General features: G+C 66.3%; 19 protein-coding genes. 8 read left to right on the plus strand and 11 right to left on the minus strand.

Annotated features, from left to right (window positions below):
• Nucleotides 1–204 precede the first annotated feature (204 nt).
• On the plus strand, nt 205–5,058 hold the full coding sequence (locus ACFFGN_RS29785; protein WP_380054318.1) for a fibronectin type III domain-containing protein: 4,854 nt from the start codon (nt 205–207) through the stop codon (nt 5,056–5,058).
• Between the two features lie 207 nt (nt 5,059–5,265).
• On the opposite strand, the gene ACFFGN_RS29790 is transcribed toward ACFFGN_RS29785, so the two are convergent.
• Genes ACFFGN_RS29790 through ACFFGN_RS29800 form a run of 3 tightly spaced genes read right to left on the minus strand, consistent with a single transcriptional unit; the run spans nt 5,266 to nt 8,227 of the window.
• Nucleotides 5,266–6,957 (minus strand): DUF6297 family protein, encoded by a 1,692-nt coding sequence (locus tag ACFFGN_RS29790; protein WP_380054321.1) that lies wholly within the window; start codon nt 6,955–6,957, stop codon nt 5,266–5,268.
• Complete coding sequence (locus ACFFGN_RS29795) at nt 6,954–7,583, minus strand: ABC transporter ATP-binding protein (protein WP_380054324.1); 630 nt, start codon at nt 7,581–7,583, stop codon at nt 6,954–6,956. The genes ACFFGN_RS29790 and ACFFGN_RS29795 overlap by 4 nt, the downstream gene beginning before the upstream one ends.
• Entirely contained in the window at nt 7,580–8,227 is a 648-nt protein-coding gene (locus ACFFGN_RS29800) for an O-methyltransferase (protein ID WP_380054327.1), read from the minus strand. Before ACFFGN_RS29800 ends, ACFFGN_RS29795 begins: the two co-directional genes overlap by 4 nt.
• A gap of 106 nt (nt 8,228–8,333) precedes the next feature.
• On the opposite strand from ACFFGN_RS29800, the gene ACFFGN_RS29805 reads away from it, so the two are divergent.
• Nucleotides 8,334–9,317, plus strand: a complete 984-nt coding sequence (locus ACFFGN_RS29805; protein ID WP_380054330.1) for a carbohydrate kinase family protein — start codon at nt 8,334–8,336, stop codon at nt 9,315–9,317.
• Between the two features lie 258 nt (nt 9,318–9,575).
• Here ACFFGN_RS29805 and ACFFGN_RS29810 read toward each other — a convergent pair whose 3' ends face one another.
• The 6 genes from ACFFGN_RS29810 to ACFFGN_RS29835 all read right to left on the minus strand — a co-directional run bounded on the left by ACFFGN_RS29810 (nt 9,576) and on the right by ACFFGN_RS29835 (nt 12,558).
• A complete protein-coding gene (locus ACFFGN_RS29810) occupies nt 9,576–10,001 on the minus strand; it encodes an Imm1 family immunity protein (RefSeq protein ID WP_380054332.1) in 426 nt (141 codons plus the stop codon).
• Nucleotides 10,001–10,399: a DddA-like double-stranded DNA deaminase toxin gene (locus ACFFGN_RS29815; RefSeq protein WP_380054335.1), complete on the minus strand. Its 399-nt coding sequence runs from the start codon at nt 10,397–10,399 to the stop codon at nt 10,001–10,003. The genes ACFFGN_RS29810 and ACFFGN_RS29815 overlap by 1 nt, the downstream gene beginning before the upstream one ends.
• Before the next feature lie 342 nt (nt 10,400–10,741).
• A complete protein-coding gene (locus tag ACFFGN_RS29820; RefSeq protein ID WP_380054338.1) occupies nt 10,742–11,002 on the minus strand; it encodes a hypothetical protein in 261 nt (86 codons plus the stop codon).
• Nucleotides 11,003–11,102: 100 nt separating this feature from the next.
• Nucleotides 11,103–11,381: a hypothetical protein gene (locus ACFFGN_RS29825; RefSeq protein ID WP_380054341.1), complete on the minus strand. Its 279-nt coding sequence runs from the start codon at nt 11,379–11,381 to the stop codon at nt 11,103–11,105.
• A 367-nt stretch (nt 11,382–11,748) separates the two neighbouring features.
• Nucleotides 11,749–12,222 (minus strand): hypothetical protein, encoded by a 474-nt coding sequence (locus ACFFGN_RS29830; RefSeq protein WP_380054344.1) that lies wholly within the window; start codon nt 12,220–12,222, stop codon nt 11,749–11,751.
• A gap of 201 nt (nt 12,223–12,423) precedes the next feature.
• A complete protein-coding gene (locus tag ACFFGN_RS29835; protein WP_380054347.1) occupies nt 12,424–12,558 on the minus strand; it encodes a hypothetical protein in 135 nt (44 codons plus the stop codon).
• Between the two features lie 283 nt (nt 12,559–12,841).
• Between ACFFGN_RS29835 and ACFFGN_RS29840 the strand changes: the two genes are divergently transcribed.
• The 3 genes from ACFFGN_RS29840 to trpD all read left to right on the plus strand — a co-directional run bounded on the left by ACFFGN_RS29840 (nt 12,842) and on the right by trpD (nt 16,768).
• On the plus strand, nt 12,842–14,062 hold the full coding sequence (locus tag ACFFGN_RS29840; protein WP_380054350.1) for a helix-turn-helix domain-containing protein: 1,221 nt from the start codon (nt 12,842–12,844) through the stop codon (nt 14,060–14,062).
• A complete protein-coding gene (locus ACFFGN_RS29845) occupies nt 14,059–14,604 on the plus strand; it encodes a flavoprotein (RefSeq protein WP_380054352.1) in 546 nt (181 codons plus the stop codon). Before ACFFGN_RS29840 ends, ACFFGN_RS29845 begins: the two co-directional genes overlap by 4 nt.
• Nucleotides 14,605–15,679: 1,075 nt before the next feature.
• Nucleotides 15,680–16,768 carry an anthranilate phosphoribosyltransferase gene (gene trpD, locus ACFFGN_RS29850; RefSeq protein ID WP_380054356.1) on the plus strand — a complete coding sequence of 363 codons (1,089 nt, stop codon included), beginning with the start codon at nt 15,680–15,682 and terminating at the stop codon, nt 16,766–16,768.
• A gap of 97 nt (nt 16,769–16,865) precedes the next feature.
• Here the strand turns inward: trpD and ACFFGN_RS29855 are convergent, their stop codons facing one another.
• Both ACFFGN_RS29855 and ACFFGN_RS29860 read right to left on the minus strand, forming a co-directional pair.
• On the minus strand, nt 16,866–19,394 hold the full coding sequence (locus ACFFGN_RS29855) for a polynucleotide kinase-phosphatase (protein WP_380054359.1): 2,529 nt from the start codon (nt 19,392–19,394) through the stop codon (nt 16,866–16,868).
• Nucleotides 19,391–20,818 (minus strand): 3' terminal RNA ribose 2'-O-methyltransferase Hen1, encoded by a 1,428-nt coding sequence (locus ACFFGN_RS29860; protein WP_380054362.1) that lies wholly within the window; start codon nt 20,816–20,818, stop codon nt 19,391–19,393. The genes ACFFGN_RS29855 and ACFFGN_RS29860 overlap by 4 nt, the downstream gene beginning before the upstream one ends.
• A 62-nt stretch (nt 20,819–20,880) precedes the next feature.
• Between ACFFGN_RS29860 and ACFFGN_RS29865 the strand changes: the two genes are divergently transcribed.
• The 3 genes from ACFFGN_RS29865 (at nt 20,881) to ybaK (ending at nt 22,477) form a co-directional block, all read left to right on the plus strand.
• Nucleotides 20,881–21,411 carry a suppressor of fused domain protein gene (locus ACFFGN_RS29865; RefSeq protein ID WP_380054366.1) on the plus strand — a complete coding sequence of 177 codons (531 nt, stop codon included), beginning with the start codon at nt 20,881–20,883 and terminating at the stop codon, nt 21,409–21,411.
• 235 nt (nt 21,412–21,646) lie between these two features.
• Nucleotides 21,647–21,967 carry a hypothetical protein gene (locus ACFFGN_RS29870; RefSeq protein ID WP_380054368.1) on the plus strand — a complete coding sequence of 107 codons (321 nt, stop codon included), beginning with the start codon at nt 21,647–21,649 and terminating at the stop codon, nt 21,965–21,967.
• Between the two features lie 21 nt (nt 21,968–21,988).
• Nucleotides 21,989–22,477, plus strand: coding sequence for a Cys-tRNA(Pro) deacylase (gene ybaK / locus ACFFGN_RS29875; RefSeq protein ID WP_380054371.1), 489 nt, complete (start codon nt 21,989–21,991; stop codon nt 22,475–22,477).
• Nucleotide 22,478: the final 1 nt, after the last annotated feature.

Here is a 22,478-nt window from a genome sequence, read left to right on the forward strand (position 1 = left end):
GCCCGGGCAACCACGACTACCGCTGAGACCGCCGTCGCCCCGACGGCCGGTGGCGGGTTGTACGTTCCGTTGGCGGCTCCAGCACGTCTGCTCGATACCGGCGCGACGGAACTCGTCCCCGCTGATAGGCCGGTCACTGCGGCTTTCACCGGCCGCAATGGCATTCCGGCAACGGGGGTTGCGGCAGTTGCGGTCACTGTCTCTGTGATCACCCCGACTGCGAAAGGCAGCGTGATCCCGTACCCGGCCGGTACGACGCGGCCCGCGGTGTCCGGTGTGCTCTTCGCGGCCAACGACGCCTACGCCAGCGGCTCGTCCATCCTGCGGCTCAGCGCCAGCGGCCAGGCGAGCTTCCACAACGCGAGCGCGGGCACGGTCCGCATCATCGTCGACGTGGCGGGCTACTACACGACCGGCGACGCGCCGCCCACCGCAACCGCCTCGCGGTATGTGCCGCTGAAACAGACCCGCATTCTCGACACTCAGAACGGGACCGGCGGCGTGCCCGTCGGCGCCATCGAGGCGAAGAAGTCGACCCTGCCGTTCCTCGCGGCTGGAGTCGGAGGCCTGCCCGCGGCGAGTTCTATCAGCTCAGTCGTACTCAGCCTGACGGCGCTCAACCCTGCTGCCGTCGGCGGAGCGATCGTTCATCCGTCGGGTACGGCCGTACCTGGCGTCGCGCACAGTGTCTGGCCCGCCAAACGTTCCAAGACCAGCACCGTGGTGACGAGGATCGGTGCCGACGGAAAGCTGGTCGTCGCCAACACCTCGAACGGCGTCGTGCACTTCGTCGCCGAGGTGATCGGCTACTACACGCCCGCCACCAACAGCGCCGTCGCTTCCACCCGCATCGCGACCGTGCCGGCCGCGACCCGGGTGCTCGACACCGGTACGACGCTCATCCCGGCGAACAACGGAACCCGCGTGTTCAAGGTGGCCGGAACCGGTGGCCTGCCGGCAACCGGCCTGGCGGCGGTGGCGTTCAACCTGATCGTGGCCGGAACCACCACCAGCGGCGACATCGTCACCTATCCGACCGGTGAAACCGCCCCGCTCGCCACCGACGCGATCGCCCCACCCACGCCGTACTCGTTCAATCAGGCTTTCACGCGCGTAAGTCCCACTGGCGAAATCACCATTCTCAACCGCAGCAACGCCGGCATCCGCGTCTACCTCGACCTCCAGGCCTACGCTCTCAAGCCCAAGACGCCGACCGCTCCGGCCAACGTTGAGGCTGCTCCCGCCAACGCGGCGGCGAGCGTGACCTGGCAGGCCCCGGCAGATACCGGCGACCTGACGCTGAAGTCGTACGAGATCACCCGCACCCCTGGCGGCCAGGTCACCACCGTGCCCGGCACGGCCACGAGCGCCACGATCACTGGCCTCAGCAACGACGAGACCTACACGTTCAAGGTCGCTGCCGTGAACGCCGTCGGCCGCTCGGCGGAAAGCGCAGAGAGCCTGCCGGTGACGCCCGCACCGCAGCCGCCGCTCGGTAAGCCGTTCATCACTTCGGTCTTCCCCCGGGACAGCGCGGCAACCGTCTACTGGGCTGCACCGGCCGACGCGACCGACAGCGTCGTCAGCTATACCGTGACGGCCACTCCCGGCGGCGCCTCCCGCACCGTTCCCGGCACTGCCCGGGAAGCCGTACTGACTGGTCTCACCAACGGTACGGCGTACGCCATCAAGGTGACGGCAACCAACGCGACGGGCTCGGGCGGCTCCGATCCCCGCTCGGTGACACCGGTGCCGGCGAAGGTTCCGCTGGTTCCGCCGATCGACGCGGTGACTGCGCTGAACGGACGCCTCGACGTCCAGTGGGTCCGCCCTGCCGATGGCGGGGCGGCGATCGACAGCTACCAGGTCACCGCCGAACCGGGCGGCATCACCCAGACGGTGCCGGCCGATACGACGATCACGGCACTCACCGGCCTGACGAACGGCCAGCAGTACACGGTCAAGATCCGCGCCCACAACAAGGCCGGGTACGGCGATGCCGCGGTCTCCACCGGAACCCCATCGGCGGCTCGGGCACCAGGTGTGCCGGTCGACGTACGAGTCGCGCCGTCGGCCAACGGCAGCGTTCAGCTCGGCTGGAAGGCGCCCATTGACGTGGGGACCGCTCCGATCAGTGGCTACCGCGTGACGGTCACACCGGGCGGGCGGACAGTGGACGTCACGACCGCCACGGCCGCCGTCACCGGGCTCGATCCGGCGATCGACTATCGGTTCACCGTCGCAGCCAAGAACGTGCACGGAACTGGCACGGCCACCCCGCCGACCAGCGCAGTGAAGCCGGTGCTGGTGGTGAAGGTCGCACCGACCGTGCTCACGCCGCAGTCGCAGCGCCAGATCAGGTCGCTGACTCCGACCGCGATCGTGATCGAGGCTCCGACCACCCAGCTGGCCGCGCTGCAGGTCGGCCAGAACGTGGTGGCGGATGCCAGTGCGACGACGCCGCGCGGATTCCTCCGGCGGATTACCAAGGTTCAGACGGTCAACGGCCTGCTGGTACTCAACACCATCGATGCCGCGCTCAACGAGCTGTACGACGACCTGGGCGTGTCCAGCCAGTTCGGCGCCATGTCCGACCAGGTCACCGGCTTCGTGCCCGCCGTTCCTGGCGTCAAGTTGCGCACGGCAACGGCCGGTGGCAGGACCCGTAAGCAGGGCGCGGCCCGGGTGATGAAGACCACTGGCGATCCGGATATCAAGCTCTACATCCAGAACGGCCGGATCGTGATCGAGGCCGAGCAGGATTTCGACAACGGTCTGCGGTACACCGGCACCTTCCAAATGGGCACGCAGTTCGATGCCTCGATCCGGACGAAGGGTCTCAGCCTCACCAGCGCGCACTTCAAGAAGACCTTCGACGTGGCCTCGACCAGCCGCCTCGACATCGCCCTTGGTGGCACCAAAACCTTCCGGAAGAAGCTCGGATCGTTGCAACTGGCCTGCTTCACCATTCCGGTCGGGCCCGTGCCCGTGGTCATCTGTCCAACCCTGGACGCCGAGATCTACGCGGACCTGGAGGGCCGGGCCGGACTGGCCCTCGAAGCGTCGTTCGCCCGGCGGCTCGGGGCCGAACTGACCATCGAAAGCGGTCAGGTCACAGCGAACGGCATCAACGAACCGCTGCCGAACCTGCCCAGCGAAGTGAAGGCGACGGCGTTCGCCAACCTCAAGATCCAGGTTGGGATCACGCCGGCCGTCACCCTGTGGTTCTGGGGTCAGGGTGGTCCCGCGGTCGAACTCTCGCCGTACCTCGAGTACGAGTTCGACTCGAGCCAGGATCCGGCTCAGACCTTGGTACTCGGGATCAAGATCGGCGCCGGTGTGCGACTCCGCTTCATGCGACGAGAAATCGTCCGCTGGAGCGAGCCCAAGGTGATGAGCGTGGAGATGCCCCTCTGGGATTCGGGAGGTCCGTTCAAGGGCCTGATCATCGATCCGGGATCGGCCGAACTGCCGGTGGGGCGCACGCAGCAGTTCACCGCGAGCATCAAGGGCTGGCCCGACGAGCAGGCCCAGTGGAAGATCACTGAAGGCCCGGGCACCATCTCGGCCAGCGGCTTGTACACGCCGGGCGGCGAAGGATTCGCCAAGATCGCAGCGACCGTACCGGCAAACGGGGCGCATCCGGAGCTGACAGGCAAGGCCAACGTCTTCGTCACCGCGCATGTGCCGTCCGAGCCGCGCAACGTACGCGCCACGGCCGGAACGCATACCGCCTTGCTCACCTGGGACACGCCGGAGGACCAGGGCGGCAACCCGATCAACCACTACGTCGTGACGACGTTCCCCGACACCGGCGCGCAGTTGGTACCGGCCGGAGACGGCAACCGGATCACGCTGCGCGGGCTGACTCCGGGGCAGGTACACGTTGCCTGCGTCACGGCGCTGAACCTCGACGGTACGGGCAAGACGGGCTGCTCGCTGCCGTTCACCCCGGAGTGGACGACACTGGCGAATCCGGGCGGTTCGGACATCGTCGGCGGTGTCGAAGGCACCGAGCTCGGCATCGACGGTGTCACGCTGTCCGACTCCGGCCGCTACGCCTTCTTCGCCACCAAGAAGGCGGACGGAAAGTTCTATCTGGTCCGGCGGGATCTGGCCGACGGGTCGTACGAGACGGTCTCCCGAGCGGACGACAAGGTGACTCCCGAGCCGATCGCCTGGGGATTCAGAACGTTGTCCGTGCTGACCACGCCGAATTATGCGACTAGTGGTGAAGGGCGCTATATCACCTATCGCAAGGATGACGGGTCCGGCCGCAACAATTACGTCGTCGTTCGCGACCTGGCCTCCGGCGAACGCTGGTCATTCAGCTCCCACGCCGACAAGATCAATTCCTTACGGCTGTCCGCGGACGGGACCAAGGTCACCTACCTCACCGGTAACCCCGCAAGCCGTTCAACCCGGATATGGCAAGCGGTCAAGGGCATCGCGGATCCCGAGCTGCTCGAATACTGCTTCGAGGAGACTTCCTGTGGAAGTGGGTCGCACACCCACCTTGGTGTATCGCCGGACGGCAAGACGGTGATGTACGACTTCGAATCGCGGGATCCCGCAAGTCCCTACTACAACGCCACAAACCAGGTGGTCTCGCTCAATGTCCGGACCGGAGAGAAGACCTTGCCCTACCTGAACCAGGGACTCAGACTCGGCAGTGTGGTCTACAGCGCGGATGGCAGCTGGATTGCGGCAAGCGTGACCGTCAACGGCAAGCCCGCACTGGCCGCCCGTAAGGTCGGAACCGGCCCGCTCACCGCTGCCGACGTCTTCGTTTACGCCACCGGCGGGCCCGCAGGAATCAGCGATGACGGAAGGCGCATCGCCTGGCGGCCCTACCAATATCCGGCACCCCAGCGTTTGATGGTCTACTCGAAGTCGACCAAGAAACACTGGGCAGCACCGCCACCACCGTCGGCAGACGGCTTTTACCAGGATGAACACGTCCACCTGGCTTCGTCGGGCGCCGCGGTCTCGTGGCAAAGCACCGGCCCGGACGGCCATCCGTTCCTGAACACCCCGCAGGGCGCAGTACAGAAGTAGCCCGTACGTCGCCGAAGAGCCGGTGGGGTTGTGGTGTGGCCGCTGCCGAGTTGTTTGACCGCTACCCGGTTGCAGCCAGGTAGTCGTACAAATACTCGGCAGCCGGCCCAGCCAGAACCCGGGCAGACCTCACTCGTCCCCCAGATAGCGGCGCAGTGCGTTGTCGGCACGGGCGAGCGGGGGCCGGCTTCGCTGCCTTCATCGCGGTCAGTGGCGTTGGGGGACGATGACGATGACGAGGATCAGGACGGCTGTGGGGATGCCGATGATCCAGAGCGGTGAGAGGCCGAAGAGGACCGGAGCCAGGGAGACGAGTACGACGTCCACGCCGCGCAGGGGTTGGGAGAACAACCCTGGTGGGACCGCGCCCATCGGGGTGGAGACCAGGACGCCGTCATACCGCGGCGGGGGCGCGATCGCGTAGCGGATGACGCCCGCGAGTACGCCGATGGCCAGGCCCAACGCGACAACCGCTCCCTCCCAAGGCGATGCGAATCCCAGCCCGAGCCCGAGTTCCGCCCTGGTCAGGGTGCCGTTTTTCGTATCCAGGAGGTTCGAGTATCCCGCCAGCCCTCCCTGCGCGCTGATGTCCTCAGGCGTTGGCCCGAGGACCGGAGTGGCCAGGAAGAACCAGATGAGTGCGAAAACGCCTGGTACGACGGCCATCGCGAGGCGAACCGCCCGCGGTGACAGCCCGAGCGCGCGGGTCAACCCGGCCGAACGTCCAACCGAGCGCAGGCCATCGCCGAACGGCCGGGCCGCCGCGTATCCCGCCAGCGCGGCGACGACCGGAACCACCGAGCGCCACCCGATCTGGTGGGCCAGATACGGCAACAGCAACAGCGCGAACCCCACCACGAACCGCCTGGGCCAACGCAGTACGCGGACCATTTCGCGTGTTACCAGAGCGGGAGCGCCAACAAAAAAACCGCGGCGGGATCGTCGTACGGTCGCACGCTGTCGCCAGTGCCGGTTGACCGCCATGTCCGCGATCAACGCGAGGTCGAGCGAAGCCGCCGCGCCGGCCAAACCGGCCATGGCCTCTCCGCCGGCAACAACTGCCGTACGGCTCAACCGGTCGAGCCGGCGAAGGGTAAACCGCAGCAGGCCCGCAAGTACGACGAGCACCGTCAGGCCGATCAACGTGGGTGTGTCAGCGAATAGCTCCTCGGAGAACGTGGGCTTGTGCGGAGGGCTATACGAGTACGAGAGCACCGTAAGGACCTCAGTGCTCTCAAACGTCTGGCGCCACTCGATCGAGTTCCAGATCTCCCAGACCGCAGGAATCGCCGCCACCACCAGAAGCGCGTCAGCCAGCCAGCGCGCGTGGCGGGAGTTCCAGTACCTCTGCCGGGGCCGTTGCGCCAGTACCGCCAGGCAGGCGGTCAACCCGAGCAAGGCGGTCATCAGGATGCCCGCGCCGAGTACCTCCGCCCAGGACGAGCCGAGCGCGGCCCAGCCCACCATCGCCACGATCGGCCCGAACAAGGCGGTGATCGCGATGGTCGACAGGTACGACGGGCGCAGCAGCGCCGACCGGTTCAGCGGCGTGCTGAGCAGCCAGAACCCGGTCGCGGGTGACGCGGCGATCGGACCGAGACTCACCAGCAACCGCAACGCGATGCCCAGCGCCAGCGGTACGACGATGGGCTGCAGCGTCGACGGGTACAACGTGCCGGTGACGCGTTCGTTCAGGCTCAGTACGACGTTGCCGGCCATCGCGCCGAAGAGAACCACCGCAAACAACCACATATACGCGTCTTCGAACTGTTGCCAGATCGACCTATCCGCGTGCGAGCGCCGGATCTCGCGCAACCACCGCCGAACCTCCCGCGGATTCGCAGCACCAGCCGCAGCACTCGCGGCCGGGTCACCCAGCGCGTCGGCAGAAGCCGTCATGGCAGCGGATCGAGTGTCACGGTGGAGTCCGCGACGATCTCGACGAGTTCCGGATCATGGCTCGCGAACAGGATCGCCGTACCGGACTCCTTCTCCGCGATCAGGCGTTCACCCAGCCAGCGCACACCGGCGGTGTCAAGGCGCTGTTCGGGTTCGTCCAGTACCAGCAAACTCCTCGGCCGGACGAACGCCGTCGCCAGGGCAAGGCGACGGCGCTGGCCGGAGGACAACGACCCGGGCAACTGGTTGGCCGCGGCGGCGAGACCGACGTCGACCAGCAGTTCGTCGACCAGCGCCTCGGGATCACCGTTGCCGTGGGCCCGCGCGAGCAGATCGAGATGCTCCGCCGCGCTCAGGTCCGGGAAGAAGTCGAGGTCGTCGAGCAGCGTCGCCACCTCGCGCCGAATGGCCGGATCGCGCTCGTCCACCGCGACGCCGTTGAGCGTGATCGTGCCCTCGGCTGGTTCGGCCGAGCCCACCACACACCGCAGTACGGTGGTCTTACCGGCGCCGTTCGGCCCGAGCAGGGCGACCGCCGTACCGGGCTCGACGGTGAAGCTGAGCCCGTCGATCACCGCCCGGTCGGCGTACAGGTGGCGCAGGTCCTCGACGACCAGACCCGTCATCGCTTGCGTACGAGGGTGAGGCCGTCGCCGATACCGAGAATCACCACATCAACGCGGTCGTCGTTCGCGATGTGGGCGTTGAACTCCTTGCGCTCGACCGGGTCCTGCTCGTGCTCGCCCACCACCCGGCCACCGGCCAAGGTGTTGTCGAACATCAACAGGCCACCCGGGCGCAGCCGCCGTACGACCTGCTCGAAGTAGTCGATGTAGCCGGGCTTGTCCGCGTCGACGAAGCCGAGGTCGAACAACTCGTCCCCGGGCAGTTCGGCCGCGCTCGCGTGCGCGTCACCGATGCGCAGCTCGATCTTGTCCGCCACCCCGGCCCGTTCCCAGTACCGGCGGCCGATCGACGTCCACTCGTCGGAGACGTCGAGACAGATCAGCTTGCCGTCGTCGGGCAGGCCGCGTGCGATCGCGAGCGCGCTGAACCCGGTGAAGGTACCGATCTCGATCGCCCGGCGGGCTCCGGTCAGCCTGGTCAGCAGCGTCAGCAGCGCGGCCTGGTCGGGTGTGGTGAGCATCTCAGCCTCGCTGCCGAGCCGGTTCGTCTCGGCCACCAGCTCGGCCGCGATCTCGTCCAGCGGCGTGCCGTGCTCGATCATGTAAGCGTGCAACTGCGGTGTGACGTTCACCTGTCCGCCCATGCGGTCCGCCGTCTCCTTCGCTGATTCGGGGCGCCCCCGGTAGTCTCTTGAGGCCGTCCCATGCAATCACGCCGCGAGTTCGCAGCCATCGCCGAGGAGTTCCCCCATGCAGATCGCCGTCGCCGGATCGATCGCGACCGACATTCTGATGACGTTCCCCGGCCGCTTCAAGGAGCAGTTCCTCGAGGAGCAGATGCACAAGGTGTCGCTGTCGTTCCTGGTGGACGAACTGGTCGTGCACCGCGGCGGCGTCGGCGCGAACATCTGCTACGGCATGGCCCAGCTCGGTCATCGCTCGCTGCTGGTCGGTGCCGTCGGCCCCGATTTCGCCGAGTACCGCGCCGCCCTGGACGAGGCGGGCGTCGACACCTCGCACGTGCGGGTCTCCGCGACCCAGCACACCGCGCGTTTCACCTGCACGACCGACCAGGACGCCAACCAGATCGCCTCGTTCTACACCGGCGCGATGGCCGAAGCGCGTGAGCTCGACCTGGCCGCGATTCACGCCGCCGCGGGCGGTATCGACCTCGTGCTGATCGGCGCGGACGACCCGGACGGCATGTTGCGGCACACCCGCACCGCGCGCGCCCAGGGCATCGCCTTCGCGGCCGACCCGTCGCAGCAGCTGGCCCGGATGGACGGCGAGCAGATCCGCGAACTGGTCGAGGGCGCGGAGTACCTGTTCACCAACGAGTACGAAAGCGGCCTGCTCTGCCAGAAGACCGGCTGGAGCCCAGCCGAGGTGATCGACCGCGTCGGCGTACGGGTAACCACTCACGGTGGCGACGGCGTCGTGGTCGAAAACGCCGGCGGCATCGTCGCGAAGGTCCCGGCCGTAACCGCCTCCGCCGTGGTCGACCCGACCGGCGGTGGCGACGCCTTCCGCGCCGGCTACCTGACCGGCCGCGCCGCCGGCCTCGACCACGAACCGGCCGCCCAGATCGGCTGCACCCTCGCCACCACCGTGCTCGAAACCGTAGGCACGCAGGAATACACCCTCGACCACAGGTCCTTCCTGGACCGCCTAACCACCGCCTACGGCCCCGAAGCCGCCACCTCCGCAGCCACCGCCCTAAACCTCACCCACTAGCCCCAAATGCCCCTGGCGGCTCGGGCGGCTCAGGTCAGCCCCGGCGTCGGTGGTCGCGTTCGGCCCAAGCCGCCGGAGGGGCTAGCCGACCGGACGGCGGGTTACCACCCCGGATAGTCAAGCGACCTGAGCCCCCCTACGCGGAGAAGGAGTCATCCGGTGCGACCACTGCGCGGCCCGCTGCCCCCCGTGTGTGCCTCCGACGGCCCGATTCACGCGGTAGCGACCCGGCAACGCAACAACGAGTCTGCTCGATGGTCACCAGTTGTCGGCAACTAGGTCAGAGGGACGCTCCCCGGTCCGAAGAACCTCCCTGAGCGCGTCACACACGCGGGACAGCGGAACCTCGGAGTCTGGCGGAAATTCCTCGTGGTGACCATCGGAGAAGTACGCGACCTCGCCTTGAGGATTGTGAGCACCTCGGGCGTAATAGCCTCCGCTACGGTCCGCGAAGATGAACCCAGATACTGCGCGCGCAGGGTCCACACCTACTAAAATCTCGTGATCTACCAGGCCACTGGGGAGCTTAGCCCGCTCATTTACGCAGAGCCACGCCACAGAATGATCACTCGATTCACGCGCAACATCCATCAGTTCACTGATGAATTCCTCTATGTCAGCTTCGGTCTCAATCTGCTTCTTCCTGGACCCGGCTGCAAATGTCGCATCTAGCGTGTAGGGCATTATTCCGATTCCTCTGCTTCATACGTCTTCTCAAATCCGTCTTGACCATAAATCGTCAACTTTGAGCCGGGCGGGAGTACAGCGGGCAGGATCTTGTCGCAAGTGCCGTCATCACCCTTGCAGGGCTGATTGTTGATGAACAATTTTCCATCCTTCAAACCGCCGCGCCACATCATTAGAGCGTATTTGATCTCAACGTGAGAAGCGCGGTTGTATCTAGGCCAGCCCTTTTCAGCGCATAGATCCAGCATCTGCCTCCTAAGGTCATCATATCCACTCACTATCTCGATGGGTCGGCCGTGTTCGTCCATGCCGATTCCAGTCGTCCGGTCCTTCTGCTTCCGGACGGGAAGTCTTCTCAGGAAAGCTTCCTTGTCTGGCCGGATGGCGGGAGGCAACACAGAAGGCTTACTAGGCTCGTTCGGCGGGGCTACGGTTGGCCGGGGTTCGGATGGGCCCCCGCCCCCGCCAGAAACCATTTGCTCGACCCACGTCCGGGCTCGCGTCCGAACGGGGTTTGAATATAGTGCTGCCCTCTCACACGCTTTCGCAGCGGCTTCCAGTTGCGCGACTGTTGTTTCAACCACGGGATTACTTGAGCCCAGAGCCATCAGATAGGCCGCCTGTTGGCGAGATTTTTGAGCGATTCGCATTAGGTACGCCGCAATGTTCGGGAGTTCGTCAATGCAGCCCAGCAGTTCGGCCGCGACCCGTTGAAGTTCTGACGGCATCGCGGATCGCTAAATCTGATCCGCGTAGGCCTTACAGCCGTGCGCCGCGATCTGTAGTGCCTCCGCTGCCTGCTCCACGGCAGTCCCCGCCGCTCGCAGAAGTTCACTAATGTCATCATCCGCATTCGTAGCGGAACCCTCAATTAGCGCCAGTACCTGCGCGCTACTTTGACTGAATCGCTGCTTATACCCACCAAGGCTTCCCGCACCTTGAGTTGCCTCATTAGCAACCTGATATAGCTGCTCTTTTAGTTGCATGATTTCGGACATGGGGCATTCACCTTTTCAGAATTCGAGACTTGGAGATACCGGGCACAGCTGGTGTTCCTTGCGCCAGGGGCGTGCAAGGAACACCAGCGAAGAGCAGCCGTCACGCGGCGGCGGAGTTCCGCTGGATGGATGGGCCCGGGTCGCTACCTTTGCCGCTGGCGTGACGCAGCAGACGCAGTCCTTCGCTAGTGACGGTCAGGATGACGACGGGTCGGCCGTCCGACTCGACTCCGGCCGTGACGCGGACGGCGTCGGGCGGGATGCCCGCGTGGGCCAGGGTGCGGCGCAGCGAGCGGGCGTAGGTGCAGGCGGCGCGGTAGTAGCGGGCCAGGGTGGGCAGGTCGGCGGCGGGCAGGTCGCGGATGTAGTGGCTGGTCATGGCTGCGGAAGGTCCCCTCAGGCGTTATTGGGTCCGTGTCCGCTGCCAGTTCAGGGCAGCCTCAGGACCCCCGGTAACATGTGGTCCGGAGGTCCTGAGGGGCTTTCAGCCGGGCCGTCCTTTGCTTTGATCGGTGGGGACGGCCCGGCCTCTTTTCTTTTGTGGGTGGAGACCCTGCCTGCCATTGAGTGAGATGCGTACACCCGCCGCACATGACAGACGACGGATATACCCCCGTTGTGTCACTGCAATGACCACAACGTGAGAACAGGCAGGGCCTCCGGCTTGGAAGGCGGAACGGTCGCCGGACTCTGTTCTCACATGGGGGTTATGAGAACCAACAGCGACCGCCCCGCCGCATGTGGGGTTATCCCGGTTCGACTCCGACGACTTCCGCGCCGAATCGCTCGCGCAGGATGCGCACGGCCTTATCGGCCGACCGCAAATGCCTCAGGTGCTGAAGGCTCGGGATAAGGACGAGCTGCACGGGCCGCTGGCGGATGCTATGCAGCATCTCAACAAAACCGTTCTTGTGGTCGTACTGGACTTTGTCTATGAACGTTGCGCGTATAACGACGTTGCGTTCCCTGGCGAGAAGCCCGATGCGTTCGCGTTCCCAACAGGCGCGGTAGTCGTCCCAGTTCGCGCTTTCGTGGATGTAGGCGACCGTGATTCCCGCACCGGCGACCGGGACCCGCCGAGATGGGTGTTCGTCTCCGGCTGGAGGTTTCAGCGCGTTTCGGAACACGTCTTCGTCAGACATGGCGTCGTTCCACGCGATCCAGTCGTTACCCGGAGTTGTCATCTTCCCTGCCTCTGCGGAATCTCTCGTTGAGATCATCGATCCACCCCCTTGCCTTTGCTCGAAGCCAGCCTTTCAGCCGGTAAAGGAAACTGAGCCGCCGTTGTCCCCGCGTCATAGTCGATCCCCCGTGAATCCGACAGCCTGGTATTGCGGAACTCCCAGAAGATGAGCCCATAAACGACGACGATTGCCAGCACGAGAACCCACCCGAGCGGGGGGAGGTGATCGAACATGGCACTACCGGCCGACCGGGTAACTGGGGGCCAGCGCGTCCAGTTCGCGGGCGGCCTCGTCATTCGTGACCCGCAAGCCCGCGAACCGCCGCCGCCAGCCCTCTTCGGTCTGAGCCGCCTTCGCGGCTGGCTCGGTCACGTCGGCGATGGCATGGGTACCGAACCACAGACGTACTCGCCGCCTACTGCTCGCGACCCAAGGTCGCTCGTTATGTCGAGTTGGCCCACTTTTCATGCTGCCCTCAGCTTTTTCAGTCTGGTCCGTTCCTACCGATGCAGGCTTCGCAGCGGCTTAGCGAACTGACAAATGGATGATGTCCACTGAAGGGTGACCTGCGCCGGCCGGATCTGGTTGTACAAAATGTGTGACTCGTCTGTCGGTACTCTGGAGTTCCGCCACTCTGCGAGGAAGGGAGCCGGTGATGGAAGATCAGGCGCAGGCTGTCGGCAGTCGGGTCCGGTACTGGCGCATGCGGCGGAATATCGACCGGCAGCGCTTTGCGGACATGGTCGGACGTTCAATCTCGTGGGTGGACAAGATCGAGAAGGGGGAACGCAGCCTCGCGCGTCTTCCGATGTTGGAGCGTGTCGCTGAAGCATTAAGCGTTGACCCCAAGGTGCTCACCGATGGCCCAAGCGCTAGACGGGCGGCCGATTGCGTGGACGCGAACGAGGTGCGGGCGATCCGCGCAGCCTTGTCTAGCTACCCGTCCTTGGCCGTCGGCTCAGGTGCCCGCGAGTCAACTTCGTCACTGAAGGCAATCAACGGACAACTTGCGTACATCGGCGAAGCTTGGCTTTCTTCACACTTCACTGTCGTAGCGCGACACCTGCCGGACCTCATCCGAAATGTGCAGTCGGTCGCATTGACGGCAGATGCTGAGAATTACGTTTCGTCACAACGGGCATTGGTGACCACATATCGCCTAGCATCATCGATGCTATTGAAGTTCGACGCTGTGGAGATTGCCTGGCTAGCAGCCGACCGCGCAATGCAGGCAGCTTTGCAGTCAGACGATACGTGGGCGCTGGCCCGAGCAACGCGGAGCGTAGCCCGGGCGATGACGAGTACAGGGCAAGAGGGTCAGGCCCTCGCGGTGATAAGTGGCATGCTGGACAGGATGCGACCAGAGGTTGGCGGCGACCAAGATCTTCTGCCGATGTATGGAATGTTGTTTCTCGCTGGCTCGATCGCAGCGGCGAAGCAGGGCGATCCTCACGTGGCCCTGCAAATGCATAAAGACGCTGATCGACTCGCAATCGATAACAAACTTCGCCTTAGTGGCGATCCGGGCACCTTCGGCAGCGCGAATGTTGCAGTACACCGCGTTTCAGCCTTGGCCCGACTGAATGAGGGCAATGAGGCTCTGCGCTACGTTTCCCTCGTTGATCCCAAGATCATCTCCACGCTGCCCACCGAACGCCGGGCCAATTACCTACTCGATCTGTCCACTGCAAACATCCAGACGGGCCGGTACGACAGTGCCGCGCGAGCACTCGGGGAAGCCGAGCGGCTTGCCCCCGAGGAGGTCCGGTGTAGGCCGCTAGCTCACGGGCTTCTTAGATCACTGGTCCGGAACACGGGAGGCGAACTAGGGCGAACTGTTCAGCGGATCGCAACTAGGGCGGGAGTAGAGGCGTGAGCGAAGCGCGGACCCTCTACCTAGTTGCCTGCGGGGCAGGCCCAGCATCGGACGTCGCAAAACTGGTCGAGTTGGCTCAGTTGGATGGGTGGACTGTTCAGGTGTTGGCAACACAGGCGGCCGTTGACTATTTCGTTGATTTACATGAACTTGAGCGAATCTCCGGGCGAATAGTCCGCACAACATATCAGCAGGCGTCAGACAGTCCTGTGGGCAAACCTGACGCCGTGATCGTCGCACCAGCGACATACAACACGATCAACAAATGGGCGCATGGAATTGCGGACAACTATGTGCTGAGTCAGCTCGCTGAACTGAGCGGACTCGGCGTCTCGATCGTGGCCCTTCCTTTTGTGAATCAGGCGCTCGCCGCTAATCCCGTGTTCATTCAAAGTGTTGCGATGCTGAGAAGCGCAGGGATTCGCGTTCTATTCGGACCGGGCGAATTCGAGCCGCATCCGCCACGAACTGGCGGCGAGGCGTCGAAGCGATTCCCGTGGAGTCTGGCGCTGGCCGCTGCGACACGGCGCCCGAATACATAGGCGCCAAACTGCGCAAAGAAAGGCCGATCCCAGCTTTGGGTTCGGCCTTTTTTGCTATTCATCCCTTAATCCGCCAGGACGGAGACATCTACAAAGTCCGCAAAACCCCCTCAGAACGGCACTGGCGGGCCGCCGAGGGCACCGGGCACCCCCGGGGCAGCTTCCGCCGTGTCCGGGCCGGATGTAGCGCTGTCGGAGGCACTACGACAGTCCCCGGCCCATGGGGTCGCTATCAGCGAACTGACGACCGCCACGAAACGGAGCAAGCCGGTCGTCTATCGCAAGCTGCAAGCGCTGCGGAACCAGGGCAGAGCCGTCCAAGTCAGCCGGGGCCGCTGGCGCGCCACACCCCCACCACAACCCACCCCACCGCCCACGCCGACAACGGCACCGGCACCGGATGAGCCGGAAGCACCCGCCCGGTAGTCACCGTGCGTGATGGTCTCGCGGGTGTGTCTCGTCTCGCAAAACGGGCCTCGCCCGGGGGAAGAGGCACACCCACGCGAGACGAGACGAGACATGCACCGCCCGCGAGGACATCACAACCAGTGACTAAAGGTGGGCTTCCGGCACCGGTCCCCGGGGGTCAGAAGGCCAGCGGGCCAAGCAATTCTTCCTTGCTCGACCACACCCGCCTAAATCCCACCGGCAAACCGCCCGTCACCGACTGCCCCGCACCCGCTCGCCCTGCCCGTGCCGCCATGCCCACCACCTCCACACGATTCAATCTAACTCGTAGAGGGTTTCAGGGCACCGCCGTATTCGAGGTGGTAACCCACCGCGCGCGTGGCCAGCCACTCTCCCAACGGCGCGCCGGACGGTGACCAGCCCACACCTTCAGCGAAGACCTCGCGGCCGTCACGATCACCTTGTGCATCGCGGTGGACAGTGGCGAGATGTCCTGTCGTGCGCCCGCGGGGGCGGGTTATTGTGGTGGGGTGAATATGCGTCGGAAGGGTTGGTGGGTCGCTTAGGCGGCCGGCTTACTTCTGCGCGAGACAACGCGGCCGCCTCGGTGAGGCGGCCGTTTGCTGTTGCGGTGGCCTTGCCGGTGGTCCTGAGCTGAGGGACTGCGATGACATCCACGACCACCTTCACCGACGACGAACCGGCCTCGCCCGCAGGGATCACCTGGGCTGGGGTGATTACGCGGTTGCTGGCGCGGGAGGATCTTCGGGCCGCGGAGGTGGGCTGGGCGGTGGCGCGAATGGTTCGTGGGGAGGCCTCGGCTGCGCAGATTGCGGGGTTCTTGACGGCGTTCCGGGCCAAGGGTGAGACCGCCGCCGAGATCGGCCAGCTGGTGGACGCGTTGCTGGCGGAGGCGGTCACCGCGACGATTCCCGGTACGACGGTCGATATCGCCGGTACGGGTGGGGATCGAACCGGCGCGGTCAACGTATCGACCATGGCAGCCATCGTCGCTGCCGCGGCCGCGCCCGAAGGCGTGACCGTCGTCAAGCATGGCGGACGGGCCTCCAGCTCGCAGACCGGTTCGGCGGATCTGCTGGAACACCTCGGCATCTCCCTCGAACCAGCCTCCGGCCAGGTCGCCCGGACCGCCGTGGAGCTCGGCATCACCTACTTGTTCGCACCTCGGTTCAACCCTGGCCTTCGGCACGTTTCCGCGGTACGGCGTGAACTGGCCACGCCGACGGTGTTCAACCTGCTCGGGCCGTTGATCAACCCGGCGCATCCGGCGTACCAGGTGGTCGGGGTCGCCGATCGGCGGATGGCGCCGTTGGTCGCCGAGGTGCTGGCGTTGCGCGGCCGGGCGGCCTTGGTGGTACGCGGCTCCGACGGGCTCGACAAGTTCACCACCACGGCGGCCTCCGAGGTCTGGATCGTGCACGCGGGTACGACGACCCGGACCGTGGTGGATCCGCTTGACCTCGGTATCCCCCGCGCGCGGCTGAACGACCTGCGCGGCGGTACGGCGTACGACAACGCGCGCATCACCCGCGAGCTCCTTGCCGGACAGCGCGGCCGGATCCGCGACGTCGTACTGCTCAATGCGGCAGCCGTTCTCGCCGCCGCCACGCCAACCACCTACACCCACGTCACAGGCCTGGCGGAACAACTCCGCGAAGGCATCGCCGTCTGTGCCGAGGCCATCGACTCCGGCGCCGCCAACGCCCTACTCAACCGCTGGATCCACCGGGCCTAACCCGCCTGCCCTACCGCGAGTGGTCGCATCCAACCGCGTCCAACGCGTGCAACGCGTCCAAACGCGACCGCTCGCGGCAGGAAAGAGCAGGCCCGAGCTAGAGGCGGGGGTCGGTGGGATCGGATTCGAGGGCCAGTACGGCGAAAACGCATTCGTGGATGCGCCAGAGCGGCTCGTTTCGGGCCAATCGCTCCAGGGCCTCCAGACCCAGGGCGTACTCCCGCAAGGCGAGCGATCGTTTGTGCCCGAGGTTCCGATTGCGGAGGCGATCGAAATTGGCCGGTTCGGTGTAGTCCGGGCCATAGATCAGCCGGAGGTACTCCTGCCCGCGCACCTTCAACCCCGGCTGCGCCAGGCCCTTCGCGGTTCGGGTCAGATTGCCCGCGGGCTTGACCACCATGCCCTCGCCACCCGCGCCGGTCAGCTCCTCCCACCACGACGTGGCCGTCGAACGCGACGACTCGTCCGCGAGATCGACGTACACCCGACGGGTCGGCGCGATCAGCGAAGGGGCCGCCGCGACCAGGCGATCCGCGAGCTCGAGGTGCCACGCGTGCGGCCGGTCGTGGTACGTCGCGCCTTCCGAGGCCAGTACCTGGAACGGAGCCAGCCGTACGCCTTCCAGGCCATCGGTAGGCCAGCAGTACCGCCGGTACGCCTCGGTGAAGCGATCCGCGTTGACCGCACGGGCCTTCATCCGCTCCAGCAGCTCCGCAACCTCAGCGGAAAGCCCGCGCGCCGCGACCGCCTCCAGCGCGGTGATTGCCGTGGGCAACGACGTACGGGCGGCCGCGCCAACGGCGGCGTACTGGTTGCGCAGCAGGTCACCGGCCTTCGCGCTCCAGGGCAGCAGTTCCGCGTCGAGCAGCAGCCACGACGTACCGAGGTCGTCGAAGACGCCGGCCTTCGCCACCACGTCCCGCAGCGAGGCCAGGAACGCGGAGGTGGTCGCCGGGTCGAAGAACGAGCGCCCGGTCCGGGTGTACAGCGCGCCGAACCCGGGCAGGCCGAAGCGTTCCGACAGGTCGTCGCGGCCCAGCAGTACGACGGCCCGCGAGCCCATGTGCTTCTCCTCGCAAACCACCTCCGCGACGCCCATTCCGGCGTACGCGTCGAAGGCCTGCGCCGGGTGCTCCAGCAGTCCCGGGATCGGGGAGGTCGCGACCGGGCTCATCGTCGGCGGCAGGTACGGCACCAGCCGCGGGTCGATCGCGAACCGGCTCATCACCTCCAGCGCGGCGGCCGCGTTCTCGGCGCGGATGCTGAGCCGCCCGTGGTGCGCGGTCTCGATCACCCGCCGCCCGGAGACGTCGTCGATGTCCAGCACATCCGGCTCACGGCCCGTCGAGGTGGTCAGCGGCCGGGCCGGCTCGTAGTACTGCTCGAGTGCCGGCGTCGAGACCAGCTCCTTCGACGGATACCGCAACGCCGTCAGCACACCACCGAACACGCAGCCCGTGTCGAGGCAGATCGTGTTGTTGATCCACTCGGGTACGGGCGTCGGGGTGTGCCCATAGACGACCATCGCGCGGCCGCGGTAATCCTCGGCCCACGGATATCGAACCGGCAGGCCGAACTCGTCCGTCTCCCCCGTCGTCTCGCCGTACAGGCAGAATGCGCGTACGCGCCCGGAGGCCCGGCCGTGCATTCGCTCGACGAGACCCGCGTGGGAGACGACCAGCCTGCCGTCGTCGAAGACGTAGTGCGAAACGAGCCCGTCGATGAAGGCCTCGACCTGGGCACGGAACTCGGACGGCTCAGCGGCCAGTTGCTCCAGCGATTCGGCCAGTCCGTGCGTCTTGCGAACGTCCTTGCCGCGCAGGGCCCGGAGCAGTTTGTCCTCATGGTTGCCGGGGACGCAGACTGCGTTGCCTGAGGCAACCATGCCCATGACGAGCCGCAGTACGCCAGGCGTGTCCGGTCCACGGTCCACCAGATCACCGACGAAGATCGCGCGCCGCCCCGGGCAGGCGGCATCAACCGCACGACCCTCGGCATCGCGGATCACCTTGTAATCAAGGAGTTCCAGCAGATTCTCCAGTTCGGCCCGACAGCCGTGAATGTCGCCGATGACGTCGAACGGACCGGTCTCGTGCCGGAGGTCGTTGAACAGCCGGGTCCGTTCGATGCTGACGGCATCGATCTCCTCGACCGAGGACAACACGTGTACGCCGCGGAAGCCCTCGCGTTTGAGACTGCGCAGGCCGCGCCGCAACTGCTGACGCTGGCGAACCACGACGTGCGCGCCGAAATCGCGATCCGGCCGGGCCTCGTTCCGCTCCAGGCAGACCCGCTCCGGCGGATCCAGCACGATCGCCACCGGCAGTACGTCGTGCTCGCGCGCCAACGCCACCAACTGCTTACGGGCTTCGGGCTGCACATTGGTCGCGTCGACCACGGTCAGCCGCCCGGCCGCGAGCCGCTTGCCCGCGATGTAGTGCAGCACGTCGAACGCGTCCTTCGTCGCCGCCTGATCGTTCTCGTCATCGGCGACCAGCCCGCGGCAGAAGTCGCTCGAGATCACCTCGGTGCCAAGGAAGTGCCGCCGCGCGAAAGTCGACTTGCCCGAACCGCTGGCACCGACCAGTACAACAAGGCTCAGCGCCGGTACGTCGATCGTGGTCATGCCGCCACCTCCCGGCGGGTGAAGAGCGCAAGCTGCGTAGGCGATCCAACCTCGGCGTCAATCGGGCCGACCGGACGCAGCTCCACGTCGTACCCGTAGCCGGCCGCGACCTCGGAGGTCCACGCGGCGAACTCGGCCCGGGTCCACTCGAACCGGTGGTCCGGGTGGCGGAAGCCGTTCCCAAGGGCGGGATAGCGCACGTTGTACTCCGAGTTCGGCGTGGTCACGACGACCGCGCCGAACCGGGCGGCGCCGAAGACGGCCCGGGCCAACGCGGGCAGGCGCGGCGGATCGACGTGCTCGATGACCTCCATCAGTACGGCGGCGTCGAGCCCGGCCAGCCGATCATCGGTATAGGTCACGGACGACTGGAACAACCGCAGTCGTTCGCGCTGCCGGTCGGACATCTCGGCCACGTGCAACCGCCGCTCGGCGCGGGTCAGCGAACGGGCTGACACGTCGGTCCCGACCACCTGGACAAACGCCGGATCGGCCAGCATCAAGCCAACGAGCACGCCCTCGCCGCAGCCCAGGTCCGCGACGCGGCGCGCGCCGATCTCGTGCAGCACCTCCAGCACCGTCGTACGGCGCTGGGTGGCGAGCGGGACCACGCCGTCGTCATCGCCGACCTCTGCCTCCGGCTCGTCGGGCAGTTCGGCCTCGTCCACGGAGGCCAGTCGATCGAGCGCCAACTGGTCGAGCGCGGCCGTGGCCAGCCGGCCCTGGTGGGCCAGGTAGCGCCGGGAGATCTGGGCCTTCTCGGGATGATCCGCGAGCCAGCCCGCGCCCGCGCGAACCAGCTTGTCGACCTCGTCCGAGCCGACCCAGTAGTGCTTGGCGTCATCCAGCACGGGCAGCAGTACGTAGAGGTGGTTCAGTGCGTCCGCCAGCCGCATCGTGCCGGTGAGCCGAAGATCGACGTACCGCGAGTCATCCCAGCCGAGGGCCGGATCGAGCGGAACCGGCCGGGCGTCGACCTGCCAGCCGAGTGGCCCGAAGTAGGCCTCGGCCAGAGCGGCGCCACCTCGGCAGGGCAGGGCCGGAACGCGGATCTCCAGGTCGATCGACCGGGCCGCCAGCTCGGGCCTCGCGTCGCAACGACCTGTCATGGCCGTACGGAACAGCTTGCCGAGCGCGACCGCCAGCAGGCTGGAGGCGGCGTACGGGCGGTCGTTGACGTACTGGCCGAGCGTGAACCCTTCGGTGGCCTTACCGCGACCAGCCCGCACCAACGCGATCGGATCGACCTCCAGCAGCAACGCCGCCGTACAGCGCTCGTCGGTCGCCTCGGGGTACAGCACATACGCCGTACCACCGGCAACGGTGATCGACTGAGGTCGGCCCGGGTTCTTGTGCAAGAGGAAGCCGAGATCGGTCGCGGGGGCGCCCAGGCCGGACGAGGTCGTTGTGAGGGAGAGGAACACCCAGGCATTCGACCACGCGACCCGGCCAGGGCGCTGGCAATTACGCGCGGGACAATGTCCGGATGGACTTCACCGATCACCTCGCCGCCCACCTCGGCCCGGGCGCCGCGGTTCCGGCCGACTCTCCCGACGGCAGCGCGGCGGTGGTCATCTGGCGGTTCGAGAACGACGAGTCCGTCAGCTTCGCGACGGCCGGTCTGGCCGAGCCGTTCGGTCAGGAGCTGGTCTGCTCGGTTCGCCCCGGCCAGGACGGCGCGGGCCGGTTCCTCCTCACCACGGCGGTCGAACTGGTCCTGAAGGGCGCACGCGGGCTGGAGAATCTGCAGATCATCCGCAACAACCAGCCGCTGCTTGCGCGGACCGGTATCACCGGACTGCTGGTCGCAACCCATCCGTATCTGCCGGCCGAGTTCAATACCTTCGGCGAGGTGGAAATCCGCTCGCTGATTCCGTTGACGGACCCGGAGATCTTTCTCGCGGACGCCTACGGGGCCGATGTACTGACGGGATTGTTCGAACAAGAAGAACCGGATTTGCTCGACGTCACCCGGGCGCCGGTGTTCGACAGGCGGTCAGGACCGATTGAAAATTGAGACACGTGCGCTGAACGCTAGCGCGCCCTGGCCTTTTGGCTCTAGCGTTACCTCACGGATTTCGCTACAGACCGTTCTTCCCCGCTGACTTTGTGTTCCTGTCCCCGGGCCTGTGGCGAACCTTTGGGCTGAGCCGAACTTGGGCCCAGCCAACACATCGACACGGGGAAAGGACAATGGATAACTCCGGTTATTGCGCCCACACATCAGGATTGGCTCAACCAGAGGTACTGCGGTGAAGCCCCAGACCTTCGAACTCGTTCGTTACACCGACGTCAGTGGCGTCTCCGGCACCGGAACCGTGGCTGAAGGCTGCGTGTTCACCGATGGCTCGGTCGCGCTGCGCTGGCATGGCGACAACCCGTCGACCGCGGTCTGGCCGGACCTCGACTCGATCATCGCCGTGCACGGCCACTGCGGTGCGACCGTGGTGCGCTGGCTCGACGTCTCCGAGATGGAGCCCGTGCCCGGCACCGACCTGCTGCCCGGCGAGCTGGCGCACATTCTCGCGACCGGACGGCACACCCGCCGCCCCACCTTCGCCACCACGGTCTGACCCCTCGCTAGGCTGCGCGGCATGGCTCGCGCGAAGCAATCAGCCGGTACGCCGGCGACCGTCGCTCTGACCAAGGCCGCCGTGCCGTTCACCGTGCACGCCTACGAGCACGACCCGGCGGCAGCCTCGTACGGCCTTGAGGCCGCCGCCGCGCTCGGGCTCGAGCCGGCGCGGGTGTTCAAGACCTTGCTGGTCGAGGCCGACGGCCGGCTCGGCGTGGGCATCGTGCCGGTTGATCGCCAGCTCGACCTGAAGGCGATCGCCGCCGCCCTCGGTGCGAAGAAGGCCGTGATGGCCGATCCCGCCGCGGCCGAACGCACCACCGGGTACGTCGTCGGCGGAATCAGCCCGATCGGCCAGAAGAAGGCCCTGCCGACCGTGCTCGACGAAACCGCCCTCGGTCACGAGCAGGTCTACGTCTCCGGCGGCCGCCGGGGCCTCGACCTGGGCCTCGCCCCCACCGACCTGGTCACCGTAACCAAGGCTCGCACGGCCGCCATCGCCCGCTGAG

The sequence above is a fragment of the Kribbella deserti genome (genome assembly GCF_042434725.1).
Taxonomy (GTDB): domain Bacteria; phylum Actinomycetota; class Actinomycetes; order Propionibacteriales; family Kribbellaceae; genus Kribbella; species Kribbella deserti.

What these genes read in the sequence shown, in the direction of transcription:
- ACFFGN_RS29790 (WP_380054321.1), bottom strand. Translation starts at nt 6,957, where the DNA reads ATGACGGCTTCTGCCGACGCGCTGGGTGACCCGGCCGCGAGTGCTGCG.
- ACFFGN_RS29795 (WP_380054324.1), bottom strand. Translation starts at nt 7,583, where the DNA reads ATGACGGGTCTGGTCGTCGAGGACCTGCGCCACCTGTACGCCGACCGG.
- ACFFGN_RS29800 (WP_380054327.1), bottom strand. Translation starts at nt 8,227, where the DNA reads ATGGGCGGACAGGTGAACGTCACACCGCAGTTGCACGCTTACATGATC.
- ACFFGN_RS29805 (WP_380054330.1), top strand. Translation starts at nt 8,334, where the DNA reads ATGCAGATCGCCGTCGCCGGATCGATCGCGACCGACATTCTGATGACG.
- ACFFGN_RS29810 (WP_380054332.1), bottom strand. Translation starts at nt 10,001, where the DNA reads ATGCCCTACACGCTAGATGCGACATTTGCAGCCGGGTCCAGGAAGAAG.
- ACFFGN_RS29820 (WP_380054338.1), bottom strand. Translation starts at nt 11,002, where the DNA reads ATGTCCGAAATCATGCAACTAAAAGAGCAGCTATATCAGGTTGCTAAT.
- ACFFGN_RS29825 (WP_380054341.1), bottom strand. Translation starts at nt 11,381, where the DNA reads ATGACCAGCCACTACATCCGCGACCTGCCCGCCGCCGACCTGCCCACC.
- ACFFGN_RS29830 (WP_380054344.1), bottom strand. Translation starts at nt 12,222, where the DNA reads ATGATCTCAACGAGAGATTCCGCAGAGGCAGGGAAGATGACAACTCCG.
- ACFFGN_RS29840 (WP_380054350.1), top strand. Translation starts at nt 12,842, where the DNA reads ATGGAAGATCAGGCGCAGGCTGTCGGCAGTCGGGTCCGGTACTGGCGC.
- trpD (WP_380054356.1), top strand. Translation starts at nt 15,680, where the DNA reads ATGACATCCACGACCACCTTCACCGACGACGAACCGGCCTCGCCCGCA.
- ACFFGN_RS29855 (WP_380054359.1), bottom strand. Translation starts at nt 19,394, where the DNA reads ATGACCACGATCGACGTACCGGCGCTGAGCCTTGTTGTACTGGTCGGT.
- ACFFGN_RS29865 (WP_380054366.1), top strand. Translation starts at nt 20,881, where the DNA reads ATGGACTTCACCGATCACCTCGCCGCCCACCTCGGCCCGGGCGCCGCG.
- ybaK (WP_380054371.1), top strand. Translation starts at nt 21,989, where the DNA reads ATGGCTCGCGCGAAGCAATCAGCCGGTACGCCGGCGACCGTCGCTCTG.